Below are 18951 nucleotides of genomic sequence, written 5' to 3'. Positions count from 1 at the left end.
CCCTGGCTGGGATGGCGATACTTCGCCCGCCGTCTACTGCACGGTCACGGTCCAGTTGAGCGCGTTGAACCCCGTGGTGGCCTCCCAGGCGTTCGCGTTGGCAAGCTGGATGGCGTACTCCGGGCGGGTGTTCAGCGAAGCCGCCGGATCCGGGAGATTCAGCAGCAGCGCGTAGCTCCCCGTGGGCAGCGTCGTCGGGAGGGTGATGCTCTGGCTGAGCGTCGTGTTCGTCCCCGGCGCCCACCGGCGCGGATCCGCGGACAGGGAAAAACGGTAGACGGCACCGCTCGTGGTGTGGCGCAGGACCAGCTCGACCGAACGGGGATTGTAAGGAGCGGCCCACCCTTCGTTCTTGATCGTGATCTCCACGGGCATGGCCGCGCCGCGGGTGGCCGTCGTGGGGTAGTTGCCTGACACGAGGGAGAACCTGTAGCCGAGCCGGCGGTCCATCTCGGGCCTGCAACCACCGCTCGTCCAGCTCGCCAGGACCGAGGGCTCATAGTCCGTGTTCAGGTACGAGTAATGGAACGTGCCCATCTCGCTCAGCGCGGTGGCGCATTGCGAGCGCGGCGCGTTGACGTTGCACGTCTCTCCACCCATGGGGACGAAGTTCGTCTCCGCCGCCAGGTAGGGGTACTCCACGGTCGTGTTCTCGTAGGTCCCCCAGTCGTCGGGGCTGGCCAGGAAGCAGTCATTGTGGTGCCCGATGCGCGCCACCGAGGAGCCGTTGTACGCCTGAGAGGAGGTGAGCGCCGTCGTGCCGTAGAGGGTGCGCTTGAACTTCGGGGTCCGCACCTGGAGCATGCGCGAGCTGGGGAGGACGCTGAGCAGCTTCTCCACCACCGCCTTGCGGTTGTTCCAGTCAGTCTGGGAGACGCTCCCCGCGTTCCCGAAGTTCTGGGTGTAGTACCACTCTCCCCAGGCCCCGATGAATCCCGTCTGCACCACGGAGATGACATCGCTGTTGGCGCTCAGATACGGCGACAGTTGATCCAGGTGCGCGGTGACACGGCTCAGCGGTGCGTCGTCTCCAGCGGTCGAGGTGGTGTAAGCGAACCGGACGATCATCTTGAGCCCCGCGGACCGGACGGTATTTGCCTGTCGTTGGAAGCGATCCAGTTGGGCCTGGCTGATGGCGCTGTTCTTGAACTCCGCCAGATAGAAGATGCAGAGGACCTGGGTGATCTTCTGGCTCTCGCGGTAGCCCTTCAGCGTGGCGAGGACGAAGTCGCTTTTGTCGCAGTCTCCGGTGTGGTGATAGAAGCCACGCTCCGGGTTGGCGAGGGTGGCGCTGCTCGCGGTGTACTGGACCGTCGAGCCGGAACTCGTCCCGCCACTGTAGACGTGAGTGAACTTCGCGGACGTCTCGAGAGGTGATTCGATCTGGAAGACGATGTCCGCGTCATTCGGGCTCGCGGTTTCGCCAATGTCCGCGCGAGTCACCGTCCAGCGGGCGATGCCCCCCGTGTTCGTGTGAGTCACGGTCGCGACGAACTGCCAGCTCCAACCTCCGCCCAGATGTTTGTAGAGCGAGGCGTTCTCCAGGAGGTAGTCCGCTCCAATCCCTTGTTGCGAGAACCCGGTCGCGGCATTCCGGTCGACGTCGATGTACGCGCGCAGGTAGGCCGGAGTCCCGGTGTATTGGAATTGATAGCTGACGGAAGTGGCGTCATTGCTCACCACCACGGCGGAGATGGTCGCCAGGGCCGTGGGAGGCCAGAGCATCAGGACACAAGACAGTATCGCCAGATGAGCCCATGACCTGCGGAGGGAAGGGGAGCGTCGGTGCCGTGACGGGTGCATGCTGTGCCCTCTTGGAAATGCGCAGAGGACTATCAGCTTCTCGAGCTGGAATACCAGTAAAACCGTCGAGAGTTGACTAGTTGGAATTCCCGCAGCCGCGCATCAGCGACGCGAATCTGGAGTCTCGTCGTCGCTGCCCCATGCGCCAGGGCGCAAGAGGAAGGTGCCGAGCAGGAACCCGAGCCCTGCGACCAGCGAGATGAAGGTGGCCGACTTGTTGAGCGGGAACGGGGTGTCGAGCAACTGCGTGACGAAGGTGTAAAGCCAGAAGGAACTCGTCAGTCCCATCATGCAGAGCCCGAAGATCAGCAGGCCCCGCTTCCGAAACAAGCCGCTCAGCACGGTCATGGCGGCAGGCCCCAGCACCACACTGAGGGCGACCAGGAACATCCAGGCCGCCGGGGGAAACTGCCGGTTCGCCATCTGGAACATGGAAGGCAGGAGCTCCGCGGCTTGAACGGTGACGCCTGCGAGCGTGGCGATGGCGCCGGGGAGGGGGAGCTGGGCTAGCGGAGTCGCATCGCGCGCGGAGAGGGCGTCTGCGAGGGCCTCCGGAGGAACTTCGAGCGCGTACGGGAAGCCCAGATCGAGCAGGGCGCGTACCGCGGCGGTGCGCACCGTGACGCCCTGGGTGCTCTGAAGATCGCCCACACTGGGGGCCGTGATGAGGGACAGCAGGAAGTCAGCGCGGGAGCGAGGAGACTCGTCTTCAGACGGCGGATGGGCGAGACCTTGCAGCAGCGCGTCCACGTCCTCCCGCGCCACAGCAGGCGAGCGCACTGCGTCCAGCAGCACCGCCAGCGATGGGGAGCTCGGCAGAGGACCGATGAGCTCGGGAGCAGCATCGTCGGATGGGCGGGGAGGGCGGACGCGTTCCATGGCGGCCTCAGTTTACCTGGGATGGGGTGGCGTGGCTGGCGGTACCAAACGTATCGTCCGCTCGGGGCTCGAAACGACAGTGACGCGTCGAGCAGTGCGCCCCGGAGGAAGGAAGACGTGGCGAGAGGACGAACGCAGCGAGCCGCGACTGTTGGTGTCGTCGAGCACGGCAACTCGGCGGTGCTGGTCACGCTCTCGCCCGGCGGCGAACTCCTCGATCGCCGGCGCATTGATCTCACCGAGCCCGGTCTGCCAACGCACCCGCATCACCACGAAGGGTCGTGGGCGGTGGGCCGTTACCTGAACACCCCGGGAGCGCGGGCGCTTTCGTTGGCGGAAGCCGTAGCACTTGTCGAGCGCGTGCACGCATCCGCAGCGCGCGGCGCGCGTGAGGGACTCGAGGCGCTGGCCGCGTTGGTGCCTGTGCCGATTGCGCGCATTGCGATCCGCGCGTGCTCCCCGCTTCCTCCGACCGTAGAAGAGCGGATTGCCGACAATCGAGCGCAGACTTTCGCTGACTCCGTCATGTATCGCGAGGCCCTCGCGACCGCGGCCGCAGGGCGCGGTTGGTCCGTGCATTGGTACGAGCGTGAGCGCGTGTTTCGCGACGCGGCGGTGGCGCTCGGCCGCGAGGACATCGATGCGTTCCTGTATGCGATGGGCCGATCGATCGGGCCGCCTTGGCAGGCTCAACACAAGCTTGCGGCAGCTGCGGCGCTTGCGGCCGCTGAACCCAAAGCCCCACCGTGACTCGTTCAGCGTGCTGATGTCGCGCTTCCAGGCGCAAGGATAGGGGCAGTGTTGGAGGGAACGGGCGAGAGCAGAGCGGAAGAGGAGGGCCGCTGACCAGTGCCGGAGAGCCCAAGGGCTGCGGCTCTGCCCCCGCTTGCGGGAGCCACGGTGCTCGCTCCAGGACCCAGGCCATCGGTAGGAGCGCGGTGCCTGGATGCAACTGGGTCAGTGACGGACTGCTCGGGAGCCGGCGGACTACTTCGCCTTCGCGAACGAACGCAGGGGAGCATCGCGTCCTTGGGCGATGAAAGGGGCCCAGTAGTGGGGATGAGGCTGGGTCTCACGCAGCGCACGCATCGCCTCTCTCAGCGCCGTGGCTCGGCCCTGCCCCGCCAGCAGGTTGTGGTAGTAGGCCTCCATCAGTTGATGGGTGGTGCCGTCGTTGACCTTCCACAAGCTCATGACCACGGTCTCCGCACCCGCGATGACGAGCGCACGTCGCAGGCCATAGACCCCTTGGCCTCTCATGACGTTGCCGCGGCCGGTATCGCAGGCGGAGAGGACGACAAGCTCGGTGCCCCAGAGATCCAGCCCCTCCAACTCGAACGCCGTGACCAGGGAACTGCCGAGCCGGGGCATCGAGGTGCCAGCAGCGCCGGGGGCACGGGCCCGAGCACCGGCGAGCACGAGCCCCGAGCGCAGCAGCGGATCGAATGGAGGTTGCTCGAGCCTGTCCTCACCCAGCGCACCGAAGTGGGCGATTCCGCGAGTCCTCTCCTGGGCGGGTGAGTCTTCGAGGAAGAAGCCATGCGTGGCCAGGTGGAGCACGCCAGGGGTGGGCAGGCGCAGCAGCCGCTCCTTGGTCGCGTCGCGTCCCAGGAAGACCTGGGCCTGGGGAATGAGGCGCTGGATGGCCCTGGCCTCCAGGCGAGTGCCCGGAAGAGGCGTCCAGGGTTGCTCGGCCAGACCGGCACGAGTGGACAGAAAGCCTTCCAGGGAAGTGGAGCCCTGGGCCAGCTCTTGCGTGTTCTTCTGGGCGGACGGAGCTGCCGGGAGACGCGCGCTGAAGTCCGGATCGGCCAGGACGACCACCGAGCGTGAAGCCGGAGTGGCCCCGGAGCGAGGGAGGAGTTCCCTTCCCGAGGTGAGGTAGGTGAAGTCGAAGGAGTCGACAAGAAACTGGCGGCCATCGTGGAGCGCGGCGAAGGGCACGAGGTTGAGCTGGTCGTCCGGCGAGAGGAAGAGGCGGTGGCTGTCGCCGAGCAGGGGAATCAAGGGCTGGAAGATGAGCCGGTAGAGGGCCTGGGCGCTCACCTGGAAGTCCGCGTCGCGGCGCGCGAGGGCGTCTCGCAGGCACGAGGCGGCACGGTCGATGGGCTCGGCGGGCCCGAGGTCGACGGTGCGAATGTCCCCGTCGGGCTCGAGCACCAACGCCAGGTACCCCACCTGGAGCGGCGCATCGACCTCGGGAATGGCCTCCTGGAGCCGCCACATTTCCTCGTAGGCGATGAACTCGACGAGGCCCCCGTCCTTGGGAAGCGCCGCGGCGACCTGCTCGACAATCCTGCTGAGAGGTGGCAGAGCCGTCAGCTCGCGCAGCGGCGCGGAGTGCCTGGCGAGCTCCGCCCCGAGGGCACTGCTCTGGTCGGAGAGTGCGCTCAGGCGCTGTCGATAGGCGGCGGAGGCGAGCACGCTGGGGGGCTGCATCAACAGCGCGGCCCGCTGGGTGCGGAGCTCCCGCACCTTCTGGAAGGTATCGCGGTCCCGCGCCCCGAGGCTCCGGTGGATGACGCGAGTGGTCTCCGCGAACTCCGCGACGGAGCGGCCCTTGAGCAGGAGCACGGCGCCGAGGGTCAAGCGGCGCAGGGCGGCGTTGTCCGGATGCTCGCGCAGCATCGCATAGAGGCTGTCCTCCTGGAGGAGCAGACGCTTGAGGAGCTGGTCCAGGCGCACCTCGGAGAACTCGACCATCTCCTCGCGCAAGTACTGCTCGGACAGAGCGAAAGCGCGCGTGAGGAGCGGCACGGCCTCGGCGAGGCGCTGCTGCTCCCAGCGGTACATGCCCAGCAGGTAGAGCGACTGGGCGACGAGGGGATGGTCCGGGCCAAGGGCTGCCTCCCGAAGCCCGAGCGCGCGTTCCAGGAGCGGCCCCGCCGGGTCCTGCAACCCCTGCTTCAGGTAGACGATGCCAAGGTTGCTGATCGTGTTAGCCAGGTCAGGATGGGCCTTGCCGAGGGCCGCTTCCTGGATCACGAGCGCGCGCTGCAAGAGTGGCTCAGCCTGCTTGTACTCACCTTGAGCGATGAGGACCCGGGACAGGCTGACGAGCGAGTTGGCCACGAGCGGATGGTTCTCGCCCAGGACCTTCTCCTTGATGGTGAGGGCGCGCGCGAAGTTGAACCTGGCAACTTCAAATATCTCCAGGTCCGCATAGAGACCGGCGAGGTTGTTCAACGAGGTGGCGACGAGAAGATGGTCCTTGCCCAAGGACCCCTCCAGGATGTCGAGCGCGCGCTGATAGTGCAGCATGGCCAGCTCGGACTGGCCCCGTGTCCTGTAGAGATCGGCGAGGCTGGTGTGCCCGATGGCGACCTCGGGGTGGGACTTTCCGAGCGCTGCCTCCCGAATGGAGAGCCCTCGGAGGAGGAGTGGCTCGGCTCGCTGGGGGGCTCCCTGGAGCAGGTGGAGACGGCCCAGCACGTCCAGACAGAGGGCGACCCTGGGATCGCGCTCTCCCAGCGCGGCCTCTGTCAACGCGAGCGCCTGCTCACCCACGGGAATGGCGTTGGAGTACTGGCCCTCCTTGAGGAGCGCCATCGCTTTCGTATAGGCCGCCTGCGCCTCCTGTTCCCGCTCGGCCGGGGACTGCCCGCCGGACGCCGTCCCTGCCGCGCAGCAGAGCAGCGCGGCCATCATCCATCCCAGAACCTGCCGCATGTCCGTCCTCTGTAGGGGTCAGGCGAGCGCCTGGAGTGAGGCCAAGGGGCTACAAGAACGAGAAGGAGGCCACCATGAGATGGAAGCTCTTGTTCGACGTTCCCTTGGTCGAATGAAGGAGCGTGATCAGCCGATCTTCCACGAGGATGATGCGGGCGGTCAGGTGCGTGTCCTCGGGCAGCAGCAGCTCGAATTCGCGCGCGGGGTAGGACGACGATGTGCCCGGAGGCCCCTCCACCCGGAGGGACTTGTCACTCCGCAGGGTGGCACGGAAGCCACTCATCATCTCGTCACGAAGGTTCGCGAGCAACGCGCCAGGCTCCGCCGGGCTCTTGCTCACGACACCCGGGTCGAAGCGGCTCACCCCCACCACCAGATCCTCATGCCCCCGCTTCACCACCCATTTCGTGATTTGGGCGGGCCCCGACGCCGTCTGCATCGTGTGGCGCCGCAGCATGGGCTGCGGTGGCAGCGCCACCTGGAATCCCTCCTCCTTCATGGTGTGGAGGCTCCAACCCTGGGGCAGGCTGACACGGAGGGCGCTGGCCGCGGATGATCCCTCCGGGGCGGGACTGGCCTCGGGAGGGAGTGCGGGGGCCGTGGAGGACCACAGCCCGGCGATCAGGAGCGCTCGAAGCATGGCGGGCCTCAGGCGCCTTCTCCACCGGCGGAGGGCCCGAGCGAGAGCTGGAGCTGTTGCGCGGAGCGGGTGAGGTGCTCACGCAGCATGGCCGTGTTCACCTCTGAGGATGTCCAGAGGTCACCTTCGAGAACCACGGTGAACAACAGCCCGTTTTCGGGCCAGTGAATGAGGGCGACGGAGACCAGGAGGGGACCATGCTCCCCATTCGCGGGCTCGACGAGGATCTTGCGTGTGCAGGGCCAGCCCGCCTCCGTGCTCGTGGTCTCCAGCACCGGCGCCCTGCTGTTCGAGCCGAGCCCGCTCGCACGCATCTCTTCGACGGCGGCGGCGTAGCCGGCCGCGCTCGCCCGTCGTGCGGACACCATGACGTGCATGCGCTGTTCGCGGCAGTTGAAGGCTCCGTCCACGTCCTCCATGTCCTTCATCCGGCTCTCCACGCAGCTGGAGGATGGCAGGCGCATGCGATAGTTGTACTTCGCCGAGATCCACTCCCAGGGCTGGTTGTTCATCGGACTCAGCCTCCAGCTCATCATGGCGACGGACCCGCTCGACGTGGCCAGTACGAGGCTCAGGAGTGAGGCAATGACTGGCCGGATGACGCCCGTGCCGCCGTCTGACGTGCGGGCCCGCAGCGCCACCACCGCGAGGACCAGGCCTATCACTCCGATGACGAGCATCATGAGCTGAGCACCGAGCAGCAGCGCTGAGCTCGAGGTCCCTCCCTCTGGGAGGAGCTGCCGCTGGGGCATCAGCACGCACAGGCCACACGCCATCGCGAGGTTCGCCAGGCTCAGCGAGCGCTTCTCGGTGCCGATTCCCTTGAAGAAGAACCAGATGACCAACAGCGACGTCACCACGACCACTGCCACCTGAGCATCTCTCTCCGGTCCCATGCGCACCTCTCCATCAAAAAGACACTGTCGTGGGCATGGCCCCGCAGCCCGCACCCAGCAAGAGCCGGTGACAGGGAAAATGATGCAGCGTTTCTGCGGACCCTTTTTTCCGCACATCCCTGGCAGAGGCATGCATAGGCTGGGTGGGCGCATAAGACGGATAGGGGCAGTGTTGGAGGGAACGGGTGAGAGCAGAGAGGAAGAGGAGAGCCGCTGACGCGTGCCGGAGAGCCCAAGGCTACGTCGGTGTGCCCACCGCGCAGCCCTAGCGGGTAAACGCCTGCTCAACCAGCCGCCCCCTCCCCCTTCGGAGGGAGCGGGCAGCACAAACGCACGCCACGTCACACGCGCGTCGTGCGCCGGAGAACGATGCGGGCGAAGAGTAGGGTAGGTTCGATGCGGGCCACCCGTCGCGATGAGCCGAGTTCCCTCATGACACAAAGACGCAGCTTCTGGGGAGTGATGGGGTGCCTTCTGCTCTGGATGGGCTGCGGCTCGTCCAAGCCGTACATGGCTCGGCCGGAGCAACTCTCCAAACTGTCCCAAGACACCGGAGTGGTGGTCGGCTCGCTCGCCCGCGCCACCTCCACGAGCCGTTACCACACCTGCGTGCTCAGGTTCTGGGACAAGAAGACCCGGCAAGAGCGCACTCTCTTCATGAAGCACCTCCCGGGAGGGAACGAATTCGACTTCTCTGGCTTCGGGCGTTCGGGAGACCTCTTTGCGCTCGTGCTCCCCGCGGGGGACTACGCGCTGGATTCCGCCAGCTTCGAGACCGAGGGCTCTGAGTATCACTCCGGGCCCGACCTGTACCTTCTCTTCACGGTCCCTCCTGGAGGGATCCTCTACCTGGGGGAGTTTCTCTTCGGCCCGTCGCAGAGACCTTCCCCCGATTACCGGAGCCTCGAGCCCTTGCTGCAGTTGAGCCGGCGGGACGAGTGGGACCGGGACTCCGCGCTGCTTAAGGCCCGGTACCCGAACGTGGCCTGGAGCAAGGTCCTCCGCTTCAATGTGGAGCCGCCTGAGGAGAAGTCAGTTCCTCCTGTTCGAACCAATCCGCCGGACTTCGCGGACAAGATCGAGCAGTTGCTCGACGCGTCGCCGAAGGCCGCTCCCACCAAGTAACAGTGAACAGCGGGTCTGCCCGACCCGAGACGCCTACTGCCTTACGAGCGCGATGTAGTCGACGGAGACGTTCGTGGGCTTGTCGTACTCCCAACCCGGCGCGTCGCTCACCTGGAACTGCACAGCGCCCGACGTGCCAATGGTCACGGTCTGGCTGCAATTGCTCCACGAGGTCGTCGTGAACTGGCAGAGGTTGTAGGTGGGACTTGACCCGTTGTTGGTATAGAGCGTGATGCTGAACTGCTCGTTGTCGGCGGTGTCCTCGCGCGCGACGAGGCGCAGCGTGTACGTCCCCGCTGGCACGTTGTCGATAGTTCAGGCCCAGTACAGCTTGTTCTGGTCCGCGTACGTCTTCACTTCCTGGAGGACCTCCGCCGAGCCGTCCTGCACTCCGGGGGAAGAGGGCTCTGGCGGACCTGAACTGCCTGGACTGCGCAAGCCCCCGTGATTGACGGACCTGTCATGACGCCCCTGTAATCTCGGGTGGTGCTCCTGGCGCGCGGGAGCCATGGCCAGGAGGCACCCCATGCGGCGCTGGGCGGTTGTGTTGCTGTTCGCATCCCTCGCTGGGTGCAGCACCCCGAGGAACATCGTCCGGCTGGACACGGGCCGGGGCGAGCCCCGCGTCCACGCCCCTCGCCGAGACGTGGAACAGGCGGAGATGAGCCAGGAAGAGTTCCAGCAAGCCGTCGCGAAGCACGCGCCCTCCGTGCCTGCCGTGGAGCGGCCCCTGGAATACGCCGGGCGGCTGTTCGGAGTGCCCGAGCGAAGCGGCTGGTACTGGTATGAGGGCAGAAGCCAGCGGCTCATGGCCTCGGAGCCAAGCAGCCACCACAACCTGCGTCTGCTGCCCGAGGACGAGGAGCTGAATCGCCGTTACCTGCTGTGGTGCGAGCAAAGGTGGGAAGGCGGGGATTGCCTGCGGCTGCTGGTGGACAAGCCCTTCTTGGATGGGGATGCCAGGTACGCTCTGGCCATGGCCATCGCCCAGAGCAAGGTGCTGGGAGCCATGAAGGAAGAACTCGCCCGACAGGTGAGCCCCCAGGCATTGGTAGCCACAATCGTCGGGGGCCTGACCATGTATGCCATTCTGCTGGCGCTGCCCGAGCCGGTGAGCAAGGGGATCGCTGCGGTGCTGACGGTGGGAGCCATGGCGTACCTGGGCTGGGACACGGTGTGGCGCCTCATTGATGGGTGGCTGGTGCTGATGAAGGAAGTGGACCAAGCCACCACCTTCGAGGCCATTTCCGCGTCCGGAGAGAAGTTCGGGGACACGATGGGGGAGAAGGCGGCGCGAGCCTTCGTCATGCTGGCGATGGTGGCCATGGGGAACACGGCGACGGGGATGGCGGCGACGCTGCCGAAGTTACCTGGGGCTGGGCAGGCGGCGGTGGTGGCCGAGGCGCAACTGGGCATCCGCTTCACAGCCCCAGCGCTGGCTCAGGTGGAGTCGGTCGCCATCAATACCGAGGGCGTCACGATCGCTCTAGCCCCCAACGCCGTCGCCATGGCGACGCGCGACATCTCAGGCGGCAACGCGGGCGCGAAGGCCGCGCCCCCCAGCTCCGGTGGCCCGGGTGAATGGGTCGAGGCGGACGAGTCCATGCCGGAACAGTCGCGCCGCTATCAGGCTCAGGTGACGGGTGCACCCGAAGGCACTGCCTACCGCGTCAAGGTGGGTGGCAAGGAGGTGGACTTCGACGGTTTCGACCGGAGGGGCCTCATCGAGGCCAAGGGTACCGGCTACGCGAAGTGGATCGATCAGGATTTGAACTTTGTCGAATTCTTCGAGGGGCGCGACCAAATGCTTGAGCAGGCGAGGCGCCAGTTCAAAGCCGCCAACGGAACGCCCATCCGGTGGATCGTGGCCGAGGAGAGACTCGCAGGTGCACTCAGGAAGATGTTCGCGCTCAGCAAGCTCAAGATCGAGGTCATTCATGTTCCCCCCATCGCCCCGACCCCCTGAGGAGCCATGAGAGAAACCTACTACGTTGGCTCTTACTGGCTCGCCCGGCCCGAATCCGCCGAGGCTTGCGCACAACGCGCGGAACGTTTCTTCCACCTCCTGGGGCGCTGCGACCCGGCGTGGACCCGCTGGTGCAAGACAGCAAGTTCCTTTGAGGAAGCGCTCAAACGCCCATTCACTCCAACCGCTGAGAGCTTCCAGGAGCTGTTCGGGCATCAAGAGAAGCGAGGCGATGATGAGTTCTCGTTCCACTTATGGACAGGTGACAGCCAGGAAGAAATGTCCGGAGTTGATGGGGCGTGTGGCTCATCTGACGCCTTGCTCCCATCGAACTGCGTGCTCAGGCCCCACAAGGGAGGTCCCATCGCAGATCGGGTGCTGACAGCTCCCGTGATGGCCGAGGTGCTGTGCGCCATGGCCCTGGCCTGGGACCCGGAATGGGGAGTAGCCACGTCCTATGAGCATCAGGAATTGATAACGAAGGGGGCTTCCCCAGATACCTTCGTCGGCTGGGTGATGTACTTCTCGCGGCTGCGCGGCACAGTGCCCCCACTGCCTGTCCCTGTGCGTATCGAGCCGGTGGAGGACAAGGGCACCCTCGTCATCCTCACCCCCGAGCGGTTCACCGCTTCCACCCCAGAGCACGTAGAGCTGGCCACTCGGGTCCATGAGTTGCTGGACCGGGCTGGGCTGTTGCGATCGTTGCAGCCCTGGCCGACAGGGTGACTGCTCTGTCGGCGTGAGGGTTCGGCCTCTGCAATGTTGCACCTATGTTGCAGGAGCCTGGGGAATCTACTGGGACAGGACGGAATGGAGCCGATCTGCGGGAAGCGAGGGCTTTCGATCGCGGCGAGCGAGATCGCCCGGGCCCCTGCGACGCCTCGATACCTTGTCAATTCGAGGCGTTACCTTGTCAGACTGGCTGCGGTCACGCGAAGCGTTGGCCCACGTCTCCGGGAGATCGCGCCCATGTTACCCGCTTGATAGCAAAGCTGACGCCGCTATGAACCTTCTGAGGGAGTTTGGTGGAGTTGCTGCTTATTGACTCTCGCCGCTCTCTGCCTCGTCAGCCTTGTCTTCCGTAGTTCTGCCCATTCAAGAGCTCGCTGAACTCCTACGCCAATGCTTGCTTCAGGCGCTCAACGTGAGCAGGTGCGCATGACGCCATCGGCGCAGTCTGAACTCTTGTCCTTGGGTTTTTGGGCGGTGTAGCCTTCAGGGCAATGTAAGTCACACGTATCGAATGAAGTGGCGCCGCCATTGTATCGGCATGCTAGGCGTTTACCGTGGGCGCAGTCTGAAGCTACGCTCTTAATAGAGGTGGAGTGGTAGTTTTGAGGACACGTATTGTCGCACGAATCTAAGCTAGAAGAGCCAGAAGCGTAGTTGCAGTATCGAATGGGTTCGCTATCACATTTCGAACTTCTTGCCTCCAGTTTGGAGGTGTAGAAGTGCTCGTTGGGGCATGTCGCATCGCACGTGGTTAGATTATTGCCGATAGGAACGTCTTTGCAGTGAAGTCGAGGTTCGCCATTGCAGTCCTTGTGCTTCTTTTCTTTTTGGGTAGAGTAATAACTGTCTGGGCACCGCGCGTCGCATGCAGTGAATGTATTTGTTGATCCCACAGGCTTGCAGATACGCTTGGGTCCGTTATTGCAATCGGACGAGTTTCCTTCTATTTCCGAAGTGAAATATTGTGCAGAACAGGTTGAGTCGCATGTTGCATCACCAGATCCGCCAGTTCCTGGTGGTGCGGTGACACAGGCTTCAAAGAATATCGACAGCCCAATACATAACTGACGAAGCATTGCAGGTCCCTTTGTCATGCCAGTGTGCGCAGGTCGGGCGAACATGAAGCGGTTCGCATATTCAAATCAATATGGGCTTGGCGTGTTTGTGTGCTTGCGCACGGTTTGTATGTGAGAGGGAGGTCCCTTGACACAAGCCTGTGCACGACAGAACAGAGCATAGAGGTAAAATGTCAGATGCTCCAGAATGGCGCGCACCCCACCGGGCGCTGTCAGGTATGCCAGCACCCTCCTGCGGCCTCCACACCGCTCCAGTTTTCGGACCACTCCGATCCTCACGCCGCTGCGGCGCCACGCCCGCGCTTTCTCGCACTTCCCGCGATCGGAATCCCGCGCTTTCCGCAGATCGTTTCGTGCGCCAGGAGAAGCCTGGGTGAGGAGGAAGCCATGTAGAAAGCAGAAACCTCACGCTGGGACCTCGCGGGTGCGAAGCCCGCCCGGGAAAGGCTGGCCCCCACCCGGAAGCGAGTCTTGCGTGGCGCAGGGGTAACCCTGGCTGCGAAGCGTAGACAGCGAGTGTGCAGGCCGTGTGATTGAGCCTCGAAAGCTTCCTTGTGGGAGCCGACGCCTTGAAACGAGCGGAAGGCAGCAGCGGCGCGCTGAGAGAACGGGCCGGCGCGGCGCTCCCACCGGGGTCGAAGAGCAGGGCATGCACACAAAGGTCCCCCAAGGAACCTGGGAGGCCCGTACGACGCCACGTCAAACAGCCGGTTGGGGAAGCCGGACAACAACCCTGGCCCGCGCGCGATGGGCGCCCGACGCGCACGGGAGCGAAAGACGGGTGGCGGTGGTACCTGCTCCGCGAAGGAAACGAAGCGGGGGAGGGACGGTCGGACGGGATTCGGAGCGTCTCATAGTACCGCAGAAGTGGGGGAACCGGCCCAACTGGAACCCCATGGAGGGAAGGGGACGCCATGACATGGAACTGCTGGAGGGAACGATGCAGGAGACACTGGGCTCCGAGAGCGTCTTCACGAAACTCGAGCGGATAGCGAAGCTGGCGAAGGACAAGCCAGAGGCAGCTCTCACCACGCTTGCACACCACATGGATATTGAGTGGCTGCGCGAAGCGCACCGACGGACGCGCAAGGACGGCGCCGTCGGAGTGGACGGCGAGACGAGCGAAGCCTATGCGGCGCAACTGGAGGAGAACCTCCGGTCGCTGCTGGAGCGAGCGAAGTCCGGGACGTACCGGGCCCCCCCGGTGCGGCGCGTCCACATCCCGAAGGGCGATGGGAAGCAGCGTAGACCCATCGGCATTCCGACCTTCGAGGACAAGGTTCTGCAGCGGGCGGTGCACATGATGTTGGAGGCCGTATACGAGCAAGACTTTCTGGACTGCTCCTACGGCTTCCGGCCCGGCAGGTCAGCGCACCAGATGTTGGCTGACCTCCAGCACCAAACGGTGCGGATGGCGGGAGGGTGGGTCCTGGAGGTCGACATCAAGAAGTTCTTCGACACCCTGGACCACAAGCACCTGCGCGAAATCATTCAACAGCGGGTACGCGATGGCGTGCTGCTGCGCCTGATCGGGAAGTGGCTGAATGCAGGAGTGCTCGAAGCCGGGATGCTCTACCATCCGGACGAGGGCACTCCACAGGGTGGGGTCATCTCTCCCCCCACTCAATTGACAACTTCCGCCGGAAGGTACGGGCTCACCCTCGTCCTCTGGGGACTGCGGGGGCCCAGGAGGATTTCCTGATGTCGGCACCCGGTAGACCACCGTTGCACCTCCTTCATCGATTTCTACCTTGGCGACCAGCGTGCGAATCAGCTGGCGCCGCTTGACCCAGCCCAAGTGGTCCAGCCCGTCCCCGACCTGCGCTGCGAAGTCCTGCAACCGGCCAACGACGACCTTCAATTCGACTGTCTGCGCGATCGTGGCCTCGGCCCGCTTCAGTTCCTGCTGCGCGTAGCGGAGCCGCCCGCGTACGCGCTCGCTGCGGGCGACCAAGTCGTCCAACTCCAGGGCGCCCGCTTCGTACGCGTCCCGCAGTCGCTTCAAGGTCTGCTCGTGTTCGCGGAAAGCTCGCTTGGCCTCCTCGCGCCGCGCATGCAGCTCTGCAAGGGTGCCATCGCTCGCACCACGGCGAGTCCATTCGTCCAGGATGCGAGCAGGGTCTTGGAGGACTTGCCGCACCGAGTCCCAGACGTACTCGTCCAGCTGGTCGACTCTCACCTGGGGGTTGTGGCAGATGCGGCCCCCTTCGAAGCGATACCCGTCGCTGCCCACGCAGCGGTAGTAGCCGTACAGCGCCCGCCCCTTGGCGGACGCGCGAGAGACGCGCTTGCCATAGTAGGCATAGCCACACCGGGCGCACACCGTGAGGCCCTGCAGTAGATAGCGCTGTCCACGCCCATTGCGCTCAGACAGGTGCCGGTTGCGTTCGAGTTGCTCCCTGGCCGCCGCAAACGTCTCCGGCGAAACCAAGGCAGGGACAGGGATCGAGATCCACTCCGAGGGTGGCTTGTCGCGATGGCCACTCTTGGCGTGTTTGGGCACTGTGCCCTTGCCACGAATGGGACGCAGCAGCCTTCCTCGTGCGACAGCTTCTGTTTTGCCGAAGGCAGCCCGCCCCATGTACGCCGGATTGTGAAGGATGGCCCAGACCGTGGCCCGATCCCACCGGGGCAGGCCCTTGCGCGTGGGTACCCCCTGCGAGCAGAGCCGCCGCGTAATCTCGCCGATCGAAGCCTGCTCCTCGACGAGCCACTTGAAGATGGAGCGAACCACTTTGGCCTCGTGCAGCAGCACCTGGTAGCGGGCCGGCCCCTCCTCGGACTTGCGCACGTAGAGGTAGCCGTACGGCGCGCCCGCCAACGGATTGATGATGCCGCTGCGCGCCTTGTGCAGCTTGCCCCGGCGACAGCGCTCGAGGATCCTGGCGCGCTCGTATTCCGCAATCATCCCCTGGACCTGAACCAGCAGCTCATCCTCGGCGCTGTGGCCGGCGGGACCGTTGAGGAAAGTGACCGACACGCCCTGTCTGGCGAACTCCTCAAGCAGCAGCACTTGATAGGCGTAGCGGCGCGCCAGACGGTCCGGGCTATGTACGTACAGGACTTCCACGCCGCCTTCCGCGACCCGATCGCGCAGCCGCTCCATGGCAGGCCTCGCCAGCGTCGCGCCGCTGTACCCTTCGTCGATGTAAATGTCCGAGGGGAGCACCGTGTGCCCATCGGCCTTCGCCCGCTCTTGGAGAGCAGCGAGCTGACTGGCCACGGTGGCTTGCTGAGTCTGCTGGGCGGAGGACACACGCGCGTAGAGGGCGACCGACTTCATGACCGACGCTCCTTGCTGTCCTGGCGGAGGACTGGCACTTCGGCCTTTTCTTCCGGGGCACTGCGGACAAGCGCCCGACGTGTGGGGGCTACCATTTCGTACGCCACGCGGAGCTGCTCGCGGGCCAGCCGCACTGGCTCGAAGCGAACCCGCAAAGTGAAAGCTTGCCGCCGCGGCATCAGACGAAAGATCCGTCCGACCACCGCGCGGCACACCCGAACCCGCCCTGGAGGGCATCATCTTCGCCTCCGGTCGTCTACAGTCCGAGCAAGCAGCTCGGCCCTCGTGATGGAGGAGCTCCAGTGGAATTGCTCCATTGCGTGGGAGGCGAGATCTCTCCGCTGCTGGCAAATCTCTACCTGCACGAAGTGCTCGATGCATGGTTCTACAGGGAGGTGAGGCCGCGCTTGAAAGGCCCCAGCTTCCTGTTTCGCTATGCGGACGACTTCGTCATTCTGTTCTCGCAGGAAGAGGATGCCCGCCGCGTTCTGGACGTCCTCCCGAAGCGTTTTGGGAGGTATGGACTGACACTCCACCCGGAGAAGACCCGGCTCGTCGAGTTCAGGCGACCGGGTCCTCGTCCCTGGGGTGGGGACGGCAAGGAGCCTGGCAGCTTCGAACTGCTGGGCTTCAACCACCACTGGGCACGCTCGCGTGCGGGGAAGTGGTTCGTCAGGCGGACCACGTCCAAGTCGCGATTCAGTCGGGCGGTGAAGTCGGTCGCCACATGGTGCCGCCGGAACCGGCACCGTCCCATCCAGGAACAATGGCAGCACCTCAAGCAGATGGTCCGAGGGCACTACGGGTACTACGGAATCCCCGGGAACTCGCGGGGGCTCTCGAACTTCTACTGCGAGGTTCGCCGACGGTGGCAGAAGTGGCTCAACCGTCGCTCGCAACGCCGAAACATGAGCTGGGCTCGGATGCTCCTGCTCCTGGAGCGATTCCCGCTCCCGCAGCCGAAGCGGATGACCCAACCCGCGTAGCGAATCCATGGCCTGAAGAGCCGGATGCGGGAATTCTGCACGTCCGGATCCGTGGGGGGCCCGGGGCCAGTCAGCGCCCGGGTCTACCCGACCATTGGAGCGTGCTCAACCGCTGCAGAAATCCCCGCAGCTCGATTCGGGCATCATGATCATCCTGCTGTACGGTTTGTCTCCAAGAGACGATTCGCTTTCACCAGCAAGATCTGGAGTTCAGTGTTGCTCGACCTTCTCATATTTGCAGGAATCATACCTTTCGAAGCTCTAACTGGCTTTTCAGCTTCGGCAGGATTTGATCCCCAGAAGTTCCGTTGCTAGGGTTCGCGCCGCACGCAGCAGGTGCTTCTGAAGAACTATCCTTACAGACAAAGACAGGGGGAATGATCGTGCCTCGATTGTTGAAAACACTCGTACCGTGCCTTCTCGCCTTGAGTTCACTTCAAGCGGAAGCCTCGACGGTGTGCCAGCAAACCCCACAGGGAGAATTGTGTACTTCCCAAGTGGATTTCTCGCGCTTCGCGCAGCAGGCTTACCAGAATCAGTATCAGTCTCAATGGTGCTGGGCCGCCAGCATCTCTATGCTTTACAGCTATTATATCCACCCAGTAAGGCAGGACCGGATTGTAAGCGAAGTCTATGGCGCACCGGTAAACATGCCTGCCCAAGCAGGCATCGTCATGGCACGCCAACTCAACCGGCAATGGGTCGATGATCTCGGGAATCCTTTTGCCGCACACCTCACCGGTGCATATGACGCGGATGCGGGAGTCCTTGCCCTGACCAATCAGCAGATTGTGAGCGAACTCGACCAAGATCACCCGTTGGTTATCGGTGCGCGTGGCCATGCGATGGTGTTGACTGCGATCCAGTATTTCAGGACGTCCTATGGCCCCAATATCGTTGCGGGCGGTGTTTTTGACCCTTGGCCGGGAAATGGCGCGCGGGGGCTCGCGACCGACGAGTTGTACCCGATGCATCTTGGGGGTTCGCTCCGATTCGTGGCCACCGTTCGTGTCACGAATTCATCATCGCCTCAACCTCAGCCTCAACCTGTGCCAAACGCTCCGGAGCCGACAACTCCGGATTATGGCTGTGCCACCAGCTCTGGTCAGGGATTCAGCTCTATTTATTGTGTGGTAATCCTCGCGCTGTTCATCAGGCTCCGGAGCCGCACGTAACGAGTTCCGCCGAGAGCCGCCTTCAGCCAGAGTTCGTTCTGAACACGTCCCCGGGCTCCAAAGTGAAGCCCTGAGGTACTTTTTAGTTCCATTGCGTTCCTGCTGTAGAGCGACAGCAAAATTGACCCCCTCGCGACACTAAAACTGCCCCCCTCCCCGGGCCTCTTACCCAGGAGGTAGGCAGAGATGGGAGAGACAGCAGTCGAGTGGCAACAACGCTCATTGATGCAAAAGCTGAATGGGCATTACGCGTACTTCGGCGTCACGTCGAACTACCGGGCGCTCCATCGGCTCTGGCATCGGACGAGAGCCATCTGGCGCAAGTGGCTTTCCCTCCGCTCCCAGAAGAGCTTCGTGAGGTGGCAGGCGATGGAGAAGCTGCTGGAGGAGTTTCCCCTCCCGAAGCCTCGAATCGTCCACCGGTACGGAACGTAGCGAGGCCGACACCCGAAGAGCCGGATGCGGCAATTCCGCACGTCCGGATCCGTGGGGGCTCCGCCGGGTGACCGGCGGGGCTACCCGACAAGCGCGGCGTTTCGATCGCGGCGAGCGAGATCGCCCGAGCCCCTGCGACGCCTCGATACCTTGTCAGTTCGAGGCGTTAGGAGCCGCGCAGGAATAAAGTTTCAGTTTGCGGGTGCCCGAGATCGTGCCCATCAATGTAGGCATGGACCTGGAGGAAGTCATCGCGGCGAAGTACCAAGCGCTTGAGAGCGGACTT

15 protein-coding genes and 1 pseudogene are annotated in these 18951 nt (G+C 64.2%); 8 read left to right on the top strand and 8 right to left on the bottom strand.

Annotation, left to right across the window (positions count from 1 at the left end; translation table 11 throughout):
* Nucleotides 1–33: 33 nt before the first annotated feature.
* Nucleotides 34–1725, bottom strand: coding sequence for a DUF4832 domain-containing protein (locus KY501_RS51555; RefSeq protein ID WP_224372965.1), 1692 nt, complete (start codon nt 1723–1725; stop codon nt 34–36).
* A gap of 180 nt (nt 1726–1905) precedes the next feature.
* The gene (locus KY501_RS51550; RefSeq protein WP_224372964.1) at nt 1906–2682 is read right to left on the bottom strand and encodes a hypothetical protein; all 777 of its coding nucleotides are present in this window, start codon (nt 2680–2682) and stop codon (nt 1906–1908) included.
* A gap of 117 nt (nt 2683–2799) precedes the next feature.
* On the opposite strand from KY501_RS51550, the gene KY501_RS51545 reads away from it, so the two are divergent.
* Nucleotides 2800–3432, top strand: coding sequence for a hypothetical protein (locus KY501_RS51545; RefSeq protein ID WP_224372963.1), 633 nt, complete (start codon nt 2800–2802; stop codon nt 3430–3432).
* Nucleotides 3433–3669: 237 nt separating this feature from the next.
* Here KY501_RS51545 and KY501_RS51540 read toward each other — a convergent pair whose 3' ends face one another.
* Genes KY501_RS51540 through KY501_RS51530 form a run of 3 tightly spaced genes read right to left on the bottom strand, consistent with a single transcriptional unit; the run spans nt 3670 to nt 7887 of the window.
* On the bottom strand, nt 3670–6351 hold the full coding sequence (locus KY501_RS51540) for a CHAT domain-containing tetratricopeptide repeat protein (protein WP_224372962.1): 2682 nt from the start codon (nt 6349–6351) through the stop codon (nt 3670–3672).
* A gap of 49 nt (nt 6352–6400) precedes the next feature.
* Entirely contained in the window at nt 6401–6991 is a 591-nt protein-coding gene (locus KY501_RS51535; protein ID WP_224372961.1) for a hypothetical protein, read from the bottom strand.
* A gap of 8 nt (nt 6992–6999) precedes the next feature.
* A complete protein-coding gene (locus KY501_RS51530; RefSeq protein ID WP_224372960.1) occupies nt 7000–7887 on the bottom strand; it encodes a hypothetical protein in 888 nt (295 codons plus the stop codon).
* Nucleotides 7888–8319: 432 nt separating this feature from the next.
* Between KY501_RS51530 and KY501_RS51525 the strand changes: the two genes are divergently transcribed.
* Nucleotides 8320–9012 carry a hypothetical protein gene (locus KY501_RS51525; protein ID WP_224372959.1) on the top strand — a complete coding sequence of 231 codons (693 nt, stop codon included), beginning with the start codon at nt 8320–8322 and terminating at the stop codon, nt 9010–9012.
* A gap of 33 nt (nt 9013–9045) precedes the next feature.
* On the opposite strand, the gene KY501_RS51520 is transcribed toward KY501_RS51525, so the two are convergent.
* The gene (locus KY501_RS51520; protein WP_224372958.1) at nt 9046–9315 is read right to left on the bottom strand and encodes a hypothetical protein; all 270 of its coding nucleotides are present in this window, start codon (nt 9313–9315) and stop codon (nt 9046–9048) included.
* Nucleotides 9316–9327: 12 nt separating this feature from the next.
* Nucleotides 9328–9522, bottom strand: a complete 195-nt coding sequence (locus tag KY501_RS51515) for a hypothetical protein (RefSeq protein WP_224372957.1) — start codon at nt 9520–9522, stop codon at nt 9328–9330.
* Between the two features lie 16 nt (nt 9523–9538).
* On the opposite strand from KY501_RS51515, the gene KY501_RS51510 reads away from it, so the two are divergent.
* The 3 genes from KY501_RS51510 to KY501_RS54160 all read left to right on the top strand — a co-directional run bounded on the left by KY501_RS51510 (nt 9539) and on the right by KY501_RS54160 (nt 14488).
* The gene (locus tag KY501_RS51510) at nt 9539–10978 is read left to right on the top strand and encodes a restriction endonuclease fold toxin 5 domain-containing protein (protein WP_224372956.1); all 1440 of its coding nucleotides are present in this window, start codon (nt 9539–9541) and stop codon (nt 10976–10978) included.
* 6 nt (nt 10979–10984) lie between these two features.
* Complete coding sequence (locus tag KY501_RS54515) at nt 10985–11704, top strand: immunity 52 family protein (RefSeq protein WP_373691741.1); 720 nt, start codon at nt 10985–10987, stop codon at nt 11702–11704.
* Nucleotides 11705–13435: 1731 nt separating this feature from the next.
* Nucleotides 13436–14488 (top strand): reverse transcriptase domain-containing protein, encoded by a 1053-nt coding sequence (locus KY501_RS54160; protein ID WP_309243069.1) that lies wholly within the window; start codon nt 13436–13438, stop codon nt 14486–14488.
* Between the two features lie 444 nt (nt 14489–14932).
* On the opposite strand, the pseudogene KY501_RS51495 reads toward KY501_RS54160, so the two are convergent.
* Nucleotides 14933–16069 (bottom strand): annotated as a pseudogene (locus KY501_RS51495) (recombinase family protein); the annotation flags it as partial.
* A 302-nt stretch (nt 16070–16371) separates the two neighbouring features.
* Here KY501_RS51495 and KY501_RS51490 point away from each other — a divergent pair.
* From KY501_RS51490 to KY501_RS51480, 3 genes are all read left to right on the top strand, one after another.
* Nucleotides 16372–17055: a reverse transcriptase domain-containing protein gene (locus KY501_RS51490; RefSeq protein ID WP_224372954.1), complete on the top strand. Its 684-nt coding sequence runs from the start codon at nt 16372–16374 to the stop codon at nt 17053–17055.
* 377 nt (nt 17056–17432) lie between these two features.
* Nucleotides 17433–18230, top strand: coding sequence for a C39 family peptidase (locus tag KY501_RS51485; protein WP_224372953.1), 798 nt, complete (start codon nt 17433–17435; stop codon nt 18228–18230).
* Nucleotides 18231–18416: 186 nt separating this feature from the next.
* Entirely contained in the window at nt 18417–18665 is a 249-nt protein-coding gene (locus tag KY501_RS51480) for a hypothetical protein (protein ID WP_224372952.1), read from the top strand.
* Nucleotides 18666–18951 lie beyond the last annotated feature (286 nt).

Origin of the sequence: Hyalangium versicolor, assembly GCF_020103695.1 — a bacterium.
GTDB classification, from domain to species: domain Bacteria; phylum Myxococcota; class Myxococcia; order Myxococcales; family Myxococcaceae; genus Hyalangium; species Hyalangium versicolor.
The sequence above is the reverse complement of the archived record's forward strand: the minus strand, read 5'-3'. Positions and strand labels throughout refer to the sequence as shown.